Below are 16,067 nucleotides of genomic sequence, written 5' to 3'. Positions count from 1 at the left end.
CGGGCGAGGAGTACACGAAGGATCAGAACCCGATTGGATGTGGAGGGTGGCGCTGCGCCAGACTTGGGTCTGTGAATGAGGCGTTGAAGGAGCTGCTGGACCTGCTCGATCTGGAACAGATCGAGCTCGACATCTTCCGCGGGCGGAGCCCTGAGGAGCGGATCCAGCGGGTCTTCGGTGGCCAGGTGGCCGCGCAGGCCCTGGTCGCGGCCGGGCGGACCGTGCCGTCCGATCGGCACGTGCACTCGCTGCACGCTTACTTCATCCGCCCCGGCGACCCGTCCATCCCAATCGTCTACAACGTCGAGCGGGTGCGCGACGGCAGGTCGTTCACCACGCGGCGGGTCGTGGCGGTCCAGCACGGCAAGGCGATCTTCACGATGTCCGCCTCGTTCCACGTGATCGAGGAGGGCGTCGAGCACCAGGCCGCGCGGATGCCGGAGGTGCCCGACCCCGCGACGCTGCCGGCGTTCCAGGACAAGATGTTCGAGCTGGTGGGTGACGCGCCCGAGTACCGCGACTGGCTGTCGAAGCCGCGTCCGGTCGACGCCCGCTACGCCTCGCCGCTGACCTGGGAGGCGTATCGCGACCCGGCGCTGCGCAGCGCGGAGACGAACGTCTGGTTCCGCTACGACGCCGAACTGCCCGACGATCCGCTGCTGCACATCGTGCTGGCCGCCTACGCCTCCGACTTCACGCTGGTGGACACGATACTGCTGGCGCACGGGATGGCCTGGGGCGCTTCGGACGTCATGGGCGCATCGCTCGACCACGCGATGTGGTTCCACCGGCCGTTCAGGGCCGACGACTGGCTGCTCTATGCTCAGGAGTCCCCCTGGTCGGGAGGAGCGCGCGGCCTGGCACGCGGTCAGATGTTCACCGCGTCCGGTGACCTCGTCGTCTCCGTCGTCCAGGAGGCCATGATCCGCGTGAAGAAGTCACAAAATCGCAGGTAGAAAATGTGTTGCCCGTCCCGGGCTTTGCGGTTTAGGGTCATGGTCAAGCGAGTCGGACGGTCCTGTCCGACGATCAAGTGAGCGGAGGTGAGTCCTGGTGATCAGCATCAACATGTCGGCCATGCAGTGGCTCGCGTCCGCATGCCGTAACGCCGCGAGGCTCGCCGATGGGCCAGCCAAGTTGCGGCAGCAGAAGTCTGCCCTGAGCCGGGAGCCGTTCTACGCCCACGCTCGCGCGGGCGTTCCCGTCTTTCGTGCAGGCGCTGAAGTGCCGACCCAGCAGATCACCAAGAGTGGACTGTGTGGTCCGCAGCCCTGGAGGGATGCTCCGGTCATAACCTGACCGGCAGAAGAGCAGCCCCCAGGCCGCGGATCCACAAATCGGATCCGCGGCCTCTTTGTTTGTCCGTGTTTCCCCGACCACCTCGAGGTGCCCCACCAAGACCGACCAAAAGGAGACCCTGATGGGGGCGAATTCGATCATGGACCTGATCGACGAAGCCAAGATCCCCTGTCGTACCGACCCCGACCTCTGGTTCGCGGAGTCGCCCGAGGACGTCGAGTTCGCGAAGGCGCTCTGCACCAGCTGCCCCATCCAGAAGGCCTGCCTGGCCCGCGCGCTCGAGCGCGAGGAGCCGTGGGGCGTCTGGGGTGGCGAGCTGATCCTCCGGGGAACGATCGTTCCTCGCAAGCGGCCCCGCGGCCGTCCGCGGAAACACCCGGTCGCTGCCTGACAACCCAGTTCTACTCGCAGAAAGCAGACACACCGATGAGCATCATTCCTACTGGGAACCTGACGATGCCGTATATCTACCAAGATCTGGTAAACGACCGAATACAAACCCTCCATCGGGAGGCCGCGGAGCACCGGCTCGCCGCCCGCATCAAGCGCGTACAGCGCGCGCGGCGGAGCGTAGAGCGAGCCCACGCCAAACTCCGCCGGGCCCTAACCCAGGAGGCCTAACCCTACGTCCCCCTCCCTAACAGGGGGACCCCAAAGCCGGGCGCCACCAGCGCCCGGCTTTCCCTTTCCCCTCGGACGCCCACCCCCATTCCCCAGGCACGGCCTGTCACTCGGTCCGTGGTGCGGCCTGTCGCTCGGTCCGTGGTGCGGCCTGTCACTTGGTCCGTGGTGCGGCCTGTGCCAGGTGCCCGATTAAGAGGGCGTCGTAGTGGCTTGGCATCCGGGTGGCGGGCGTCTCCAGGGAGGGCGCTGGTCCCGTGCGGTGGTTGGCGGTGGGGGCTTGCCGTACAGGGGGCGGAGAGCGGAGAAACGTACAGGGGGCGGAGAGCGGAGAAACGTACAGGGGGCGGAGAAAGGGGGAAGGGGTTAGGGGACGGGGATGGGTTCGGCGTTGGGGTCGGAGTCGTCGGCGAAGCCGGGGACCCAGCGGATGACCTCGTCGCGGAAGCGGGCCGTGGTGCCGAGCTGGCAGAGGACGCCGACGCCGGCCGCGTGTACGCGGTGGATGAGGACGTAGGAGACGGGCAGGTTGAGCTGGCGGACCACGTTCGTGGGACGGAAGTCGGCGACACTGGCGGCCTGCGCCTGCAGCCATTCGCGGCTGAAGGTGAACTCCTCGACCGCCGTGGGCTCGACGTAGGGAGCCAGGAAGGCGCGCAACGCGTCGACGTCCACCTCGATGTTGGGCAGGATGAAGCCCTCCTGGCGCAGCCCGGTCACAACGGTCTCCATGTCGCCCTGGTTGAAGATCCTGGTGAGCTGCCCGAACACCTTCGGGTAGCCGCCGGGGAGGCGGTTGACCGCGCCGAAGTCGAGCACGCCGAGCCGACCGTCGTCCAGGACGCGGAAGTTGCCCGGGTGAGGGTCGGCGTGGAGCATGCCGACCCGGGCGGGCGCGCAGAACAGGAACCGGACGAACAGCAGCCCGGCGTGGTCGCGCTGCTCCTTGGTGCCGTCGGAGATGATGCGCGACAGCGGCGTGCCGTCCATCCACTCGCTGACGAGCACCATCTCGTTGGCGGCGATCACGTCGGGGACGCGGAAGTCGGGATCGCCGTGGAACTCCTGGGCGAAGGCGTGCTGCGCCTCGGCTTCGCGCAGGTAGTCGAGCTCCTCCGCGATCCGCTCGCGCAACTCCGCCAGCAGCGACTTGATGTCGAGCCCCGGCAGCATCACGCCGAAGAGCTTGCTCAGGCGGGCCATCTGCGCGAAGTCGCCAAGCAGCGCCTTGCCCGCTCCCGGATACTGGATCTTGACCGCCACGTCGCGACCGTCGTGCCACACCGCCCGGTGCACCTGCCCGATCGAGGCCGCCGCGGTCGGTTTGTCATCGAAGGAGCGGAAGTTCTCCCGCCAGTCGTCACCCAGCTGCTCGGTCAGGACCTTGTGTACGGTGGCCGCCGGCAGCGGCGGGGCCGACTCCTGCAACTTGGTGAGCGTGGCACGGTAGGGTCCGGCGATCTCCGGTGGCAGCGCGGCCTCGAAGATGGACAGCGCCTGGCCGAGCTTCATCGCCCCGCCCTTGAGCTCGCCCAGCACCTTGAAGATCTGCTCGGCGGTCCGCTGCTGGAACTCCTGGGCGACGATCTCGGCGGACTTGCCCCCGATCCGCTTGCCGAGCCCGAGCGCGGCGCGACCGGCGAATCCGAGCGGGAGGGTGGCCAGCTTTGCGGAGCGCGTCACGGCGCGGCGTGGAAGATCGCTCACATCCAAGCGCGGAACCTCGTCCGCTTCCCCCCTTCGAAAACCTGTCAGGCACATGAGCCTGCCTTGACCATTCTTAGCGAATCAAAGTCGTTTCGCATACAACGACATTGCTCGTGCATTGCCCATGACCGGCGTTTCCACTGCCAATCAGGCAAGACGTCCAGTGTGCCGTTGGTCACAACCGGGTCCTTACCGTCGAGGTAAGCAAGCGCGTGGCCGGTCACGCACGCCGCGACGGCGGTCGCCAGCGCCGAGTCGCAGGCGATCTCGCCCGCCGGGTATCCGCCGAGCCGAGCGGTCACCAGCGGCCAGTCGGGATCGCGGTCGCGCCGGGTCAGGTCGAGGCAGTGCAGGCATGCCGTCAGCCCCGGCAGCACCATCGGGCCGACCGAACCGTATCCCTCGAAGGCGGACGCCAGGAGGTGCGGGATCCTGAGCGTGGTCAGCTCGTTCACCAGCACGCCGTCGAGCGGCCCCACGGGCGCCAGGATCACCAGATCGGGCCGCTGCGCCCCATCACCCAGATACGGCCCACCCGCCTGCACCCCAATCCCCTCAGCCCCTTCCGAAGCCGCTTCCCCCCGCCGTTTCCGCTTACCACCGGACCCACGCTCACGCTCAACCTCCGCCCGTCTATCCCGGGAGGAAGCCACTGGTGGCGGTGTGCGTCCCCCACTGGGCGAGCCCGACGTCGCACGCTGTGTCCCCCCATCGCCAGGAGGACCTGCTGTCTGCGGCGCGCGCCCGTCACGAGGAAGACCCGCGCTCTGCGGGGTGCGCCCGTCACGAGGAAGACCCGGGCTCTGCGGGGTGCGCCCGTCATCAGGAAGACCTGCGGTCTGTGGCGTGCGCCCGTCGCCAGGAAGACCTGCGGTCTGTGGCGTGCGCCCGTCGCCAGGAAGACCTGCGGTCTGTCGGGTGCGCTCGTCACCAGGAAGACTCGCGGGCTGCGGGGTGTGGACGTCGCTCGATGGACGTGCGATCTGGGTCGCGCGCCCATCGCTGCGGACCCGTCCTGCCTCGCGGACAGGCGCCGTCAGTGGTGAGCTTCCCAGACGACCCAGCGAGTTTCCGGCCAGGCGTCCGACCCCGGAGGGGACTGCTGGCGGCTGCGCGAGTCCCGCACAGGTAGAGGTCTCCAGGCCAGGTGGGCCTTCGGCGCCGGGAGCGGTGGCGTGGGGGCAGCGGACGGCGCGAAGTGCCGCGGAGACCGCGCCCTCCTGTCGGCTCAGGCCGAGCTCGGCCCAGGTCAGCCCGCCGGGCACGAGATCACGCGGCCGCACCGGATCGGGGTCGAACACCCGCACGTCGCCGACCCCGGAGGCGGCGAGCAGCGTCACCACCTGGGCCCCGACCCGTCCCGCCCCGTAGACCCGGACCCGGGCACATCTCCTGAGCGCCAGCATCCCGAGCCCGCCCTCCGGCCCGCGAGAGGCCAGGTCGAGCGCGGCCAGGTCGGGCAGGAAGCGATCGCGCTCGGGCAGCGCCAGGCCGGCGAGCGAACCGAGAGGAGTGGCCGCGTCGTGCACCACGCCCCGCCTCATCAGCTCTTCCAGAAGGCCACGGGCGGCACTCTCGTCGAGACCCGCCGCGGCGGCCTCGCGCAGGACCTGCGGGAGCTCGCGCGTGCCGTCGAGCCCGTCGATCCAGCGCCGCGCGGCGGGCGTGAGATCGGTGAGCACGACCGCCCGGCGCGGGTGCACGCCGAACTGTAGAGTCCTCTCGCCACGAGGGATGCGGCGCAGGGCGGGTTTCACACGTGGCCTCATGGCGGGCAAGATTTCCACGGGAGTTCAAGATCGTGAGTCGGGTTTTCCCGGCCTGTGGATAACTTCGCGCGAAAGCCGAGCCTGTGGACGGCCGAGGTGGCGGCCCGCCGTACAAGGGTTAAGGTCTCCGGCATGAGCGAGCTCCTGGTCACCTCCCGGCCCGACGGCACCGTCCTCATCACCCTCAACCGCCCGGATCTGCGCAATGCCATGACCGACGCCATGACAGCGGAATGGCGCGACACGATGGCCGCCCTGTCGCAGGACAGGAGCGTGCGCTGCGTGATCGTCACCGGAGCGGGCAGCGCGTTCTCCTCCGGCGGCGATCTGTCGTGGATCGAGGAGCGCGGGCTGGAGGACGTACCAGCACTTCGCGACCGGATGCTCGCCTTCTACAGAACGTGGCTGTCGATCACCAGGCTCGAGGTGCCGACGATCGCCGCCGTCAACGGCCCGGCCATCGGCGCGGGGCTCTGCGTCGCGCTGGCCTGCGACCTCGTCTACGCCGCCGACGACGCCAGGCTCCGGGCGCCGTTCACCGCGCTCGGCCTGCATCCTGGGATGGCCGCCACCTATTTGATCCCCAGCAGGGCGGGCGTCGGCCTGGCGCGCGAACTGCTCCTCACCGGGCGCACAATCCTTGGTGACGAAGCGGCAGATAAAGGATTGGTAAACCAATCTTTCCCAAAGAATGACCTTTTGCGGGAGGTTGACGCCATCGCCGCCTCCATCGCGAAGAATGCACCGATTGCCACGAGGCTCACGAAGGTCGCTCTGCACCAGGAGCACCATGACCTGGAAGCCGCGCTGCGCTGGGAATCTCTGGCTCAACCTGTGACGATGACCTCGGCGGACATGCTCGAAGGCCTGCGCGCCCATCGGGAAAGGCGGCTGCCCAAATTCACCGGCTCTTAATCATCTGACCAGCGAAAACGGTGTCCACCCCCTGTGGAATTCCGTCAGCGTCGGCTAACGTGCATATGTGCCCCCCGAGACAGTCGAGGTCCGTCGAAGTTCTCGTCGCCGGCGTACGGTCTCCGCTTACCGCGACGGCGACAAGACGATCGTGCTCCTGCCCGCCTGGCTGAGCGGAGAAGACGCCGATGAATGGGTGAGCCGGATGCTCGATCGCCTCGCGGCCAAGGAGCGTCGCAGGAGACCCACCGACGAAGGCCTTCTCGAACGAGCCAGAGAGCTCTCAGCCAAATATCTGGACGGCAAACCCGAACCCGCGAGCGTCCGCTGGGTGGACAACCAGCAACATCGATGGGGCTCGTGTACGCCGGAAAACGGCACGATCAGGATCTCGACCCGCCTCAAGGGCCTGCCGGAGTGGGTGATCAACTACGTGATCATCCATGAGCTGGTGCACCTGCTCGTGCCCAGTCACGGCCCCAGGTTCTGGGCGCTCGTAGAACAGTATCCCAAGGCGGAGCGGGCGCGCGGCTTCCTCGAAGGATTCTCCGCCGCCGCGCACACGGCCCCGGAGGAGTGTTGACCCGAATCGCCGCGGTCCTGGTACGGCAGGCCATGGCGCACGCCGCTCCGGCGGGCACCGACCCGCGCGCGTTCCTCGAGGCCATCGCGGAGGACACCTACGAGATGGTCGCCGACCTCGAGCTCGTCACTCCGGTGCTGGTGACCAGCGTCCCAGGTCTCGACGACCTCGTCTGGCCGGGTACGGAGATCATCACGATCGCGGAGGACGAGCCGCTGAAGAGCGTCATGGGGCGCCTCAAGGGCGACCACGCCGTCGTGATCAACGCCGACGCGCCCGATCTGCCGCCGCTGCTGATCGGCAAGCTGTTCCGCGAGCTCGGGCGGGCCCAGATCACGGTCTGTCCCAGCGAGGACGGCGGGGCCGTCGCGCTGGCGTGCGGCCTCCCGATGCCCGCCTGGGCCGACCCCGACCTCGACGATCCCGACATCGTGGCCACGCTCAGAGCCCAGGCCCCGGGCCGCCGCATGGTCGCCACCGGACCCGGCTGGCATCGCCTGCGCACCCAGGAGGACGTCGCCCGCCTCGATCACGGCCTCGAGGGCTGGGAGAACACCCGGGCCCTGATCACCGCCCACTGAGCCCGGGTCAGGGGACGGTGAGGACGGCGAAGACCGCGCGGTGGTCCGTCTGGGGGACGTCGAGGACGTTGACCTCCTTGACGCCGATCCGCTGATCCACCAGCACGTGGTCGATCGTGATGATCGGCGGGATCCGCTTGTTCGCCGGCCAGGTGGGGATCAGGCCCGCGCCGACCTCGTCGGCCGCGTCCTTGTAGCCGCGCCCCACCAGCTGCCGCATCGACGCGTGATCAAGCGTGGCGTTGAAGTCCCCGGCCAGCACCCGGATCGTGTCGGACGAGGCCGAGGGCAGCGCCTCCAGCGCCTCGGTCCAGTTCACCACCTGGGGCCCGAGCGGCGGATACGGGTGCACGTCGACGAACTCGATCGGCTTCCCACCGGGCAGCGACACCATCGCCGACGGCATCTTGTGCCCGACCGGCGGCACGAGATCCGGCAGCGCCTCCACCGGATGCCTGGAGAACAGCCCGCTGCCCCCGGCATCCCACTCAGCCTCGAGCACCCGGTGCGGCATCAGATCCTTCAGCCCCGCCGCGTCCAGGTTGTCGACCGCGCCGGGAGTCAGTTCCTGCGTGCTGAGCACGTCGGGGTTGTAGCGCCGCACCAGATCCACGATCGTCTGCGCGTCCGCCCGCCCGAAGAGCATGTTGATCGTCAGTACCCGGAAGGGCCGCCCGGTCGTGGCGTCCGCGCTGCCGAGCGCCCGGGGCAGCACACTGAACCCGAGTGCCGTCGAGGTCAGCAGCGCCACCACGGAGGCCGCCTTCTTCCGCCCGGCCGCCGCGATCAGGAGAGGGAGCAGGGACCCTGCCGCGGCGTACGGCGTGGCCGTCATCAGCTGCGTGGCCACCGACCCCCGCTCCAGCCCCGCCAGCCGAGCCACGGCCCAGGCCGCGAACGGCGTCACCGCCAGCCACGTCAGCGTGGTCCCGGTGAATTTCCTGCGCTTGCGCGCGGCTGTCACGATGGCGCCGCCGACGGGCCGCTCGGCCGAGATGTCCACATGCCCCCCTTGGAACGACGCAATGGACTCTAGCCAAGCAATGATGAACCTGAGATAAGAGCGTCCCGGCCGCGTCGGGTGAGTCGCCGCGTCGCCTCGTCGGACAGCTCGGGGATCTCGTCCACCGGAAACCACCGAAGGTCGAGCGACTCGGAGCTGATCACCTCCGAAGCGCCAGCAGGGGCGACGGCCGCGTACTCCACGTCGAAGTGCCAGCACTGAGGGGGATGACACCACACAGAATGCCGATCGAGCGCCAAGGGCCCACGAAGCAGCTGCAATCCCGAAATTCCGGATTCCTCGGAAGCTTCGCGAAGAGCCGCTTGGGCGAGCGAAAGATCCGACTCCTCGCAGTGCCCGCCCATCGGCAGCCACATCCCCGCCTTGGGATGCAGCGTGAGCAGCACCTGCGACCCATCGTGCGACAACACCGCCGTGGTCGCCGTCAGATGCCCGGGCACGCAGGAGCGCAGCATCGCATCGTCGTGCGCATCCAGAAACCCCAAGAACTCCAGGCGGAGCGCAGCCTCGGCAGGGGTTGGCGCGGTCCACTCCGAAAGGACGCTCACCGCATCGTCATGCAGGCTCACTCGTCGGACTCGGGCTTCTGGTCCAGCTGTGAGATGTCCCAGGCCGCCTCGCCGCGCACGAACGCCTCCGGATCGTCGAGGTCCTCGGCCGTCGGCATCAGGTCAGGGTGACCCCACACGCCGTCGCGCCCGTCGACCCCGCGGCCCTCCTTCAGCGCGTCCCACAGCGCCGCCGCCTCGCGCAACCGGCGGGGACGGAGCTCCAGGCCGACCAGCGTCCCGAAGGTCAGCTCCGCGGGACCGCCGGTGGCGCGGCGCCGCCGTACCGTCTCAGCCAGAGCGTTGGCGGAGGGCAGCTTGCCCTCGGCGGCGTCGTCGACGACCGTCGCGACCCAGCCCTCGACCAGGGCGAGCAGCGTCTCCAGGCGGGCCAGCGCGGCCTTCTGCCGCTCCGTCTCCTCCGGCTTGAGCAGCGCACCGCCGCCGCTCAGAGCCTCCTGCAGCGCCTGCGGGTCGTTGATGTCGAGCTCGCGGATCTGCTCCTCGAGCGCGGAGGTGTCCACGGTTATGCCCTTGGCGTACTCCTCGACAGCGCCGAGCAGGCTGGAGCGCAGCCACGGCACGTGCTTGAAGAGCCGGTGGTGCGCCGCCTCGCGCAGCGCCAGGTACAGCCGGATCTCGTCGGCGGGCAGCTCGAGGCCGTCGCTGAAGGAGGCGATCCCGCCAGGCAGCAGCGCGGTCCTGTCCGACAGGGGGAGGCCGATGTCGGTCGTGCCGATCACCTCGCGCGCCAGCGAGCCGAGCGCCTGCCCGATCTGCTGGCCGACCATCATGCCGCCCATCTGCTTCAGCATGCCCATCAGCGGCCCGGCCATCTGCTGGGCCTCGGACGGCAGGCCGGCACCGCCTAGCGCGCCGCCCATGGTCTCGACCATGCGCTCGGCGATCGGCTCGCACAGCTGCTGCCAGACGGGGACCGTGTTCTCGATCCACTCAGACCGGCTCCAGGCCTGTGGATTCGACACGCCGCTCGGCAGCTCCGTCGCCTCGTTCAGCCACAGGTCCGCCAGGTTGAGCGCGTCCACGATCTGCCGGCGTTCGCCCTCCATCACGCTGGGATCGCCGTCGGCGACCACGGCGTGCCGGGCGATGTTCTTGGCCATGTCCCAGTTGACAGGGCCGGAACCCTGAGGGGCCGACAGCATGTCGGCGAACTGGCGCATCGCCTGAGCCATCTGCTCAGGGTTGCCGAACATGGCGAACGGGTTCTCGTTTGGGTCGTTTTCGCGACCTGGCTGGTCAGTCACCGCTCTACCTCGTGCAGGATGGAGGAGTCCACATCCGCCACGTTAGTCGTCCTACAGCGGATCAGTGCAAAGTGAGGACCTGGTGCCTACCTCGAAACGCCCGCGCCAACCCGTAGTAGCCGTTACGGGGGCGGCCTCCGGCATAGGCCGCGAGCTGCTCTCCAGGCTCGCATCCGCCGCGGATTTCCGCAGGGTGGTGGCCATCGACGAGCAGCGCGGCGATGTTCAGGAAGCCACCTGGCGGGTCATCGACGTGCGGGATCCGCTCTTGGCGAACCGGATCTCCGACATCGACGTCCTCGTCCATCTGGCGGGTGACTACGCGATCGACTCCGACCCCGCCGAGCGGCGCGCCTACAACCTGCGCGCGGCCCAGACCGTGCTGACAGCCAGCGCCGCCGCCCGGGTCCGGCGTGTGGTGCTCGTCACCAGCGCGATGGTGTACGGCGCGGCCCCCGACAACGAGGTGCCGCTGCCCGAGGACGCCGCCGTGGCGGCCGAGCCCGACACCGGCATCGTGGGCGACCACCTGGAGATCGAGGCGCTGGTCCGCAGGTCGCTGCGCAGCCATCCCGGCCTCGAGATCACCGTGTTGCGCCCCGCGGCCGTGGTCGGGCCCGGCGTCGACACCGTGATCACCCGTCACTTCGAGTCGCCCCGCCTGCTGACCGTCAAGGGCTGCACGCCGCGCTGGCAGTTCTGCCACATCGACGACCTGGTGTCCGCCCTGGAAGTGGCCGCGCGCGGCGGCATCAGCGGCATCGTCGCCGTCGGCTCCGACGGCTGGCTGGAGCAGGAGCAGGTCGAGGAGCTGTCGGGCATCCGCCGTTTCGAGCTGCCCGCGGGCCTGACCTTCGGTACGGCGCAGCGGCTCCACCGGCTGGGCATCACCCCAGCCCCGGCGACCGACCTGCACTACGTGGTGTATCCGTGGGTGGTCGACTGCGCGGCGCTGCGCGAGGCGGGCTGGAAGCCGGTGTGGACCAACGAGGCCGCCCTGGAGCAGCTGCTCGAGCTGCGAGAGAACCGCACCACCGTGGTCGGCAGGCGGCTGCCGGTCAAGGAGGCCACCCTCACCGCGGCCGGCGCCACGGTCGCCGTCATCGGCACCGCTGCCATCGTGCGCCAGGTGCGCAAGAAGAGACGCGGCTAAGCTGCTTACGTGGACGTCATCCGGTTGTTGGCCATACGCGACACCTCGCTCTCCGTGGACGAGGTGCTCGCCGCCGTGGGTGATCACGCGGCGGGAGGCACCACGCTCTTCGTGGGCACGGTGCGGGAGCAGGACCATGGCAAGCCGGTCACCCGGCTGTCGTACTCGGCCCACCCCAGCGCGCTGGACGAGCTGCGCAAGGTGGCCGAGAAGGTGGCCGCCGACTGCCCCGTCACAGCGCTCGCGGCCGTCCACCGGACCGGCGACCTGGAACTCGGCGACATCGCGGTGATCGTCGCCGTGGCCGCGCCGCACCGCGACGAGGCCTTCCGCGCCTCGAGGCGACTGATCGACGACCTCAAGGCCGATGTCCCGATCTGGAAGCATCAAGTCTTCGTAGACGGGTCGGCCGAATGGGTCGGTGCCTGCGAATAAGCTCATCCCCATGTCACGACGTGCCTTGACCCTGCTGGTGGCGGGCTTTCTGGTGCTCACTCTGGGAGTCGTCGGCGCCTTCCTGCCCGTGCCGTACGTCGTGCTGAGCCCTGGCCCGACGGAGAACACCATCGGCCAGGTCGACAAGAAGGACGTCATCTCCATCAGCGGGCACCAGACCTACCCCACGTCAGGGGCGCTGAGCCTGGTCACCGTCGCCTATCAGGGCGGCCCGAGCGCCCGCATCGATCTGCTCACCGCGCTGCGCGGCTGGATCGACCCGACCGTCGCGGTCGTGCCCGAGGAGACGATCTTCCCGCCCTCCACCTCCGCCAAGGAGGTCGAGGAGGAGAACACGGTCGAGATGGCCAACTCCCAGGACTCCGCCACGGCCGCCGCGCTCAACGAGCTGAAGATCCCCTACCGCACCGTGGTGTCCGTACTGTCCACCGAGAAGGGCAAGCCGGCCGACGGCAAGCTGCGCAAGGGCGACGAGATCGAGGCGGTCGACGGCAAGCCCGTCACCGGCGTCGACACCGTCAGCGGGGTGGTCCAGGCGCACAAGCCCGGCGACAACGTGACCTTCAGCGTCAGCCGCGGCTCAGGCCAGAAGGCCGACGTCACCGTGCAGACCGTCCAGGGCGCCAAGGGCAACGCCGTCGTCGGCGTCGTCATGCAGGCCAGATACAAGTTCCCGTTCACCGTCGACATCAACGTCGGCGACGTCGGCGGTCCGTCCGCGGGCCTGATGTTCTCGCTCGGCATCTACGACAAACTCACGCCCGGCCAGCTCACCGGCGGCAAGGACATCGCCGGCACCGGCACCATCGACTCCACGGGCGAGGTGGGGCCCATCGGCGGCATCGCGCAGAAGATGGTCGGCGCCCGCAAGTCCGGCGCCACGGTGTTCCTCACCCCGACCGACAACTGCGCGGAAGCGGCCAAGGCCGTGCCCGACGGGCTGCGCCTGGTGAGGATCCAGACGATGCACGAAGCCGTCCAGGCGCTCGATTCGCTGCGGGCCGGCCGGGGCAACCTGCCCACCTGCGCGGCGGGCTGAAACTTCGTGGGCTTGCCGAGCGTTAATCGTACGGCTGGTCCTGCGGTGTAGGTTTCCAGCTACGGACCGTTTGTTTGTTACCACGACGAGGGGTTGGCCTTGAGCTTCCGGACCCCAGGAGCAGGCCGGGCGATGCGGTTGCCTCGCCGCCCGCGACTGCTGCTCCCAGTCGCGATCGCACTCGTGGCGATCGTGGCGCTGTTCTTCCTGTTCTCCGGCATTTACACCGACTATCTGTGGTTCGACGCCGTCAAGTACACGCCGGTGTTCTCCGGGGTGCTGCTCACGCAGCTCGTGCTGTTCTTGGTGGGCGCTCTGCTGATGGTCGGTATCGCGGGCGGCAACATGCTGCTCGCCTTCCGGATGAGACCCATGTTCGGGCCCGCCATGTTCGGCGGGGGGAGCGGCGCCGACCGCTACCGGATGGCTCTCGATCCTCACCGCAAGCTGATCTTCATCGTCGGCATGGGCATGCTCGCGCTGTTCTCGGGCTCCTCCTTCGCCGGTCAGTGGACGACGTGGCTGCAGTTCGTCAACGGGGTCGAGTTCGGCAAGAAGGACCAGCTGTTCGGCATGGACATCTCGTTCTTCATGTTCGACTATCCGTTCATCAGGATGATCCTGAACTTCCTGTTCACCGCGATCATCATCTCGATCATCCTCGCGGCGATCACCCACTACCTGTACGGCGGTTTCCGCCTGCAGTCGCCCGGCCTGCACGCCTCGCGCGCCGCCCGGACGCACCTGTCGGTGCTGCTGGGGGTGTTCGTCCTGCTCAAGGCGGTCGCGTACTGGATCGACAGGTTCGGGCTGGTCTTCTCCGACCGCGGCTTCGTCGACGGCGCTTCCTATACCGACGTCAACGCGGTCCTGCCCGCCAAGACGATCCTCGCGATCATCGCGCTGATCTGCGCCGTCCTCTTCTTCGCCGGCGTGGTACGGCCGGGCGGCATGCTGCCCGGCGTCTCCTTCGGACTGCTGGTGCTCTCGGCCATCCTCATCGGCGGCGTCTACCCGGCGCTCGTCGACCAGTTCCAGGTCAAGCCGAACCAGCAGCTCAAGGAGAAGGAGTACATCGCACGCAACATCGAGGCCACCCGCGACGCCTACGACGTCAAGGACACCCAGGTCATCGACTACAAGGCCGAGGCCGACCCGGCCAAGGTCAAGACCGACGGCGACGCCTCGGTCTCCGGCGTCCGCCTGCTGGACCCCGCCCTGGTGGCCGGGACGTACGAGCAGACCCAGCGCATCCGCGGCTTCTACGGCTTCGCGGACCAACTGGACGTCGACCGCTACCCGGACGCCACGGGCAAGCCGGTCGACCACGTGGTGGGCGTGCGTGAGCTCATCGGACCGCCCACCGACCAGGACAACTGGATCAACCGGGCGCTGATCTACACCCACGGCTACGGATTCGTCGCCGCGCCCGGCAACGAGGTCAACGACAGCGGGCTGCCCGACTACGACGCCAAGGACATGCCGGTCACCGGCTCCCTGGCCAGCTCCACCAAGCTGTCGGAGTCCCGCGTCTATTTCGGCGAGAACCCGGCTTCGGCCGAGTACGTGATCGCCGGCGGCAACCCGAAGAACCCGCAGGAGCTCGACTACCCGGAGACCGGCGGCAACGGCCAGAAGAACACCACCTACACCGGCAAGGGCGGCGTGCCCGTCGGCTCGTTCGTCAACCGGCTCGTCTTCGCCGCCAAGTACGGCGAGAAGAACATCCTGCTTTCCGGCGACATCAACGACAACTCCAAGATCCTGTACGTGCGTAACCCGCGCGACCGGGTCGAGAAGGTCGCCCCGTTCCTCACCCTCGACGGCAACCCCTATCCGGCCATCGTCAACGGGCGCATCACGTGGATCGTCGACGGCTACACCACGTCGAACGAGTACCCGTACGCGCAGAGCGAGAGCCTGGCCGACATGACCCGCGACAGGAACACCGACCGCCGGGTCGTCGCCCAGCAGCCGACCGACAAGATCAACTACATCCGCAACTCGGTCAAGGCCACCGTCGACGCCTACGACGGCACGGTCACGCTGTACGCCTGGAAGCCCGACGACCCGGTACTCAAGACGTGGAGCAACGCCTTCCCCGGCATCATCCGGCCCTCGTCGGAGATGAGCCCGGACCTGAAGGCGCACGTGCGCTACCCGGAAGACCTGTTCAAGGTGCAGCGCTACACGCTGTCGCGCTACCACATCACCGACGCCTCGGCCTTCTACAGCGGACAGGACTTCTGGAACGTCCCCAGCGACCCCTCTCAGGGCGACAAGGACACCAAGCAGCCGCCGTACTACCTGACCACCACGATGCCGAACAGCAACCCCGCCTTCTCGCTGACGACCACGTTCGTCCCGAAGCAGGGTCCCAACCTGGCGGCGTTCATGGCGGTCGACTCGGTCGCCGGGGATGACTACGGCAAGATACGCATCCTCCGGATGCCGTCGAACACGCCCGTCCCCGGCCCCGGCCAGGTCCAGAACTCCTTCCAGAGCACCCTGGCAGGCCAGCTCAACACGATGGGCATCGGAGCCTCCCAGCTCCGTTACGGCAACCTGCTCACCCTGCCGTACGCCAACGGCCTGATCTACATCGAGCCCGTCTACGCCCAGACCGCGGTGGGCAGCGGCCAGGAGCCCTATCCCATCCTGCAGCGGGTCCTGGTGTCCTTCGGGAACAAGATCGGCCTCGGCCGTAACCTCGGCGAGGCCCTCAGTCAGGTCTTCGGCGAGGGCCAGCAGACCAACCCGAGCAACCCCAACCAGACCCAGCCCAACCAGACGCAGCCCAACCAGCCGACCACGGCGCTGCAGACGGCCATCAACGACGCGCAGAAGGCCTACGACGACGCGCAGAAGGCCCTGTCGTCCTCGCCTCCCAACTGGCAGGCGTACGGCGAGGCCCAGAAGCGGCTCGAGGCGGCGCTCAAGACCCTGGAATCCGCCGGCGCGACCAAGCCCTCAACCACCCCGACCCCGACCCCGTCGACCTCGCCGTCGACGTCTCCGTCGGGATCGCCTACGCCGGCGGGAGGCTCGTAGGTCATTCGATTTGCACGGACCCCGCGATGCGGATAGTCTCTAGACACACACCG

The 16,067-nt window shown here is 68.5% G+C and carries 14 protein-coding genes and 1 pseudogene; 9 read left to right on the top strand and 6 right to left on the bottom strand.

The window, feature by feature from the left end; all coding sequences use genetic code 11:
* Positions 1-71: 71 nt before the first annotated feature.
* Both ACIBHX_RS20985 and ACIBHX_RS20980 read left to right on the top strand, forming a co-directional pair.
* On the top strand, positions 72-956 hold the full coding sequence (locus ACIBHX_RS20985) for an acyl-CoA thioesterase (RefSeq protein ID WP_397068816.1): 885 nt from the start codon (positions 72-74) through the stop codon (positions 954-956).
* Positions 957-1,420: 464 nt separating this feature from the next.
* The gene (locus ACIBHX_RS20980) at positions 1,421-1,690 is read left to right on the top strand and encodes a WhiB family transcriptional regulator (protein WP_397068815.1); all 270 of its coding nucleotides are present in this window, start codon (positions 1,421-1,423) and stop codon (positions 1,688-1,690) included.
* A 596-nt stretch (positions 1,691-2,286) separates the two neighbouring features.
* Here the strand turns inward: ACIBHX_RS20980 and ACIBHX_RS20975 are convergent.
* The 3 genes and pseudogenes from ACIBHX_RS20975 to ACIBHX_RS20965 all read right to left on the bottom strand — a co-directional run.
* Positions 2,287-3,627: an ABC1 kinase family protein gene (locus tag ACIBHX_RS20975; protein ID WP_397068814.1), complete on the bottom strand. Its 1,341-nt coding sequence runs from the start codon at positions 3,625-3,627 to the stop codon at positions 2,287-2,289.
* 44 nt (positions 3,628-3,671) lie between these two features.
* Positions 3,672-4,106, bottom strand: a complete 435-nt coding sequence (locus ACIBHX_RS20970) for a hypothetical protein (protein ID WP_397069249.1) — start codon at positions 4,104-4,106, stop codon at positions 3,672-3,674.
* A 792-nt stretch (positions 4,107-4,898) separates the two neighbouring features.
* Positions 4,899-5,033 (bottom strand): annotated as a pseudogene (locus tag ACIBHX_RS20965) (ThiF family adenylyltransferase); the annotation flags it as partial.
* 495 nt (positions 5,034-5,528) lie between these two features.
* On the opposite strand from ACIBHX_RS20965, the gene ACIBHX_RS20960 reads away from it, so the two are divergent.
* From ACIBHX_RS20960 to ACIBHX_RS20950, 3 genes are all read left to right on the top strand, one after another.
* Complete coding sequence (locus ACIBHX_RS20960) at positions 5,529-6,311, top strand: enoyl-CoA hydratase/isomerase family protein (protein WP_397068813.1); 783 nt, start codon at positions 5,529-5,531, stop codon at positions 6,309-6,311.
* A gap of 151 nt (positions 6,312-6,462) precedes the next feature.
* A complete protein-coding gene (locus tag ACIBHX_RS20955) occupies positions 6,463-6,894 on the top strand; it encodes a M48 family metallopeptidase (RefSeq protein ID WP_397068812.1) in 432 nt (143 codons plus the stop codon).
* Positions 6,891-7,475, top strand: coding sequence for a DUF2064 domain-containing protein (locus ACIBHX_RS20950; protein ID WP_397068811.1), 585 nt, complete (start codon positions 6,891-6,893; stop codon positions 7,473-7,475). Before ACIBHX_RS20955 ends, ACIBHX_RS20950 begins: the two co-directional genes overlap by 4 nt.
* 7 nt (positions 7,476-7,482) lie before the next feature.
* Here ACIBHX_RS20950 and ACIBHX_RS20945 read toward each other — a convergent pair whose 3' ends face one another.
* The 3 genes from ACIBHX_RS20945 to ACIBHX_RS20935 are packed head-to-tail and all read right to left on the bottom strand — an operon-like array spanning position 7,483 to position 10,264.
* A complete protein-coding gene (locus tag ACIBHX_RS20945) occupies positions 7,483-8,478 on the bottom strand; it encodes an endonuclease/exonuclease/phosphatase family protein (protein WP_397068810.1) in 996 nt (331 codons plus the stop codon).
* A 29-nt stretch (positions 8,479-8,507) separates the two neighbouring features.
* Positions 8,508-9,068 (bottom strand): NUDIX hydrolase, encoded by a 561-nt coding sequence (locus tag ACIBHX_RS20940; RefSeq protein WP_397068809.1) that lies wholly within the window; start codon positions 9,066-9,068, stop codon positions 8,508-8,510.
* On the bottom strand, positions 9,065-10,264 hold the full coding sequence (locus ACIBHX_RS20935; RefSeq protein WP_397069235.1) for a zinc-dependent metalloprotease: 1,200 nt from the start codon (positions 10,262-10,264) through the stop codon (positions 9,065-9,067). The genes ACIBHX_RS20940 and ACIBHX_RS20935 overlap by 4 nt, the downstream gene beginning before the upstream one ends.
* Positions 10,265-10,394: 130 nt before the next feature.
* Here ACIBHX_RS20935 and ACIBHX_RS20930 point away from each other — a divergent pair, with 130 nt between their 5' ends.
* The 4 genes from ACIBHX_RS20930 to ACIBHX_RS20915 all read left to right on the top strand — a co-directional run bounded on the left by ACIBHX_RS20930 (position 10,395) and on the right by ACIBHX_RS20915 (position 16,014).
* A complete protein-coding gene (locus ACIBHX_RS20930; protein WP_397069234.1) occupies positions 10,395-11,468 on the top strand; it encodes an NAD-dependent epimerase/dehydratase family protein in 1,074 nt (357 codons plus the stop codon).
* Between the two features lie 9 nt (positions 11,469-11,477).
* Positions 11,478-11,903: a molybdenum cofactor biosynthesis protein MoaE gene (locus ACIBHX_RS20925; protein WP_397068808.1), complete on the top strand. Its 426-nt coding sequence runs from the start codon at positions 11,478-11,480 to the stop codon at positions 11,901-11,903.
* Between the two features lie 10 nt (positions 11,904-11,913).
* On the top strand, positions 11,914-12,963 hold the full coding sequence (locus tag ACIBHX_RS20920; RefSeq protein ID WP_397068807.1) for a PDZ domain-containing protein: 1,050 nt from the start codon (positions 11,914-11,916) through the stop codon (positions 12,961-12,963).
* A 132-nt stretch (positions 12,964-13,095) separates the two neighbouring features.
* Entirely contained in the window at positions 13,096-16,014 is a 2,919-nt protein-coding gene (locus ACIBHX_RS20915) for a UPF0182 family protein (protein ID WP_397068806.1), read from the top strand.
* The last annotated feature ends 53 nt before the right edge of the window (positions 16,015-16,067 follow it).

This window comes from Nonomuraea sp. NPDC050536 (assembly GCF_044457685.1).
Lineage (GTDB): Bacteria > Actinomycetota > Actinomycetes > Streptosporangiales > Streptosporangiaceae > Nonomuraea.
This window is presented reverse-complemented; position numbering and strand designations above follow the sequence as displayed.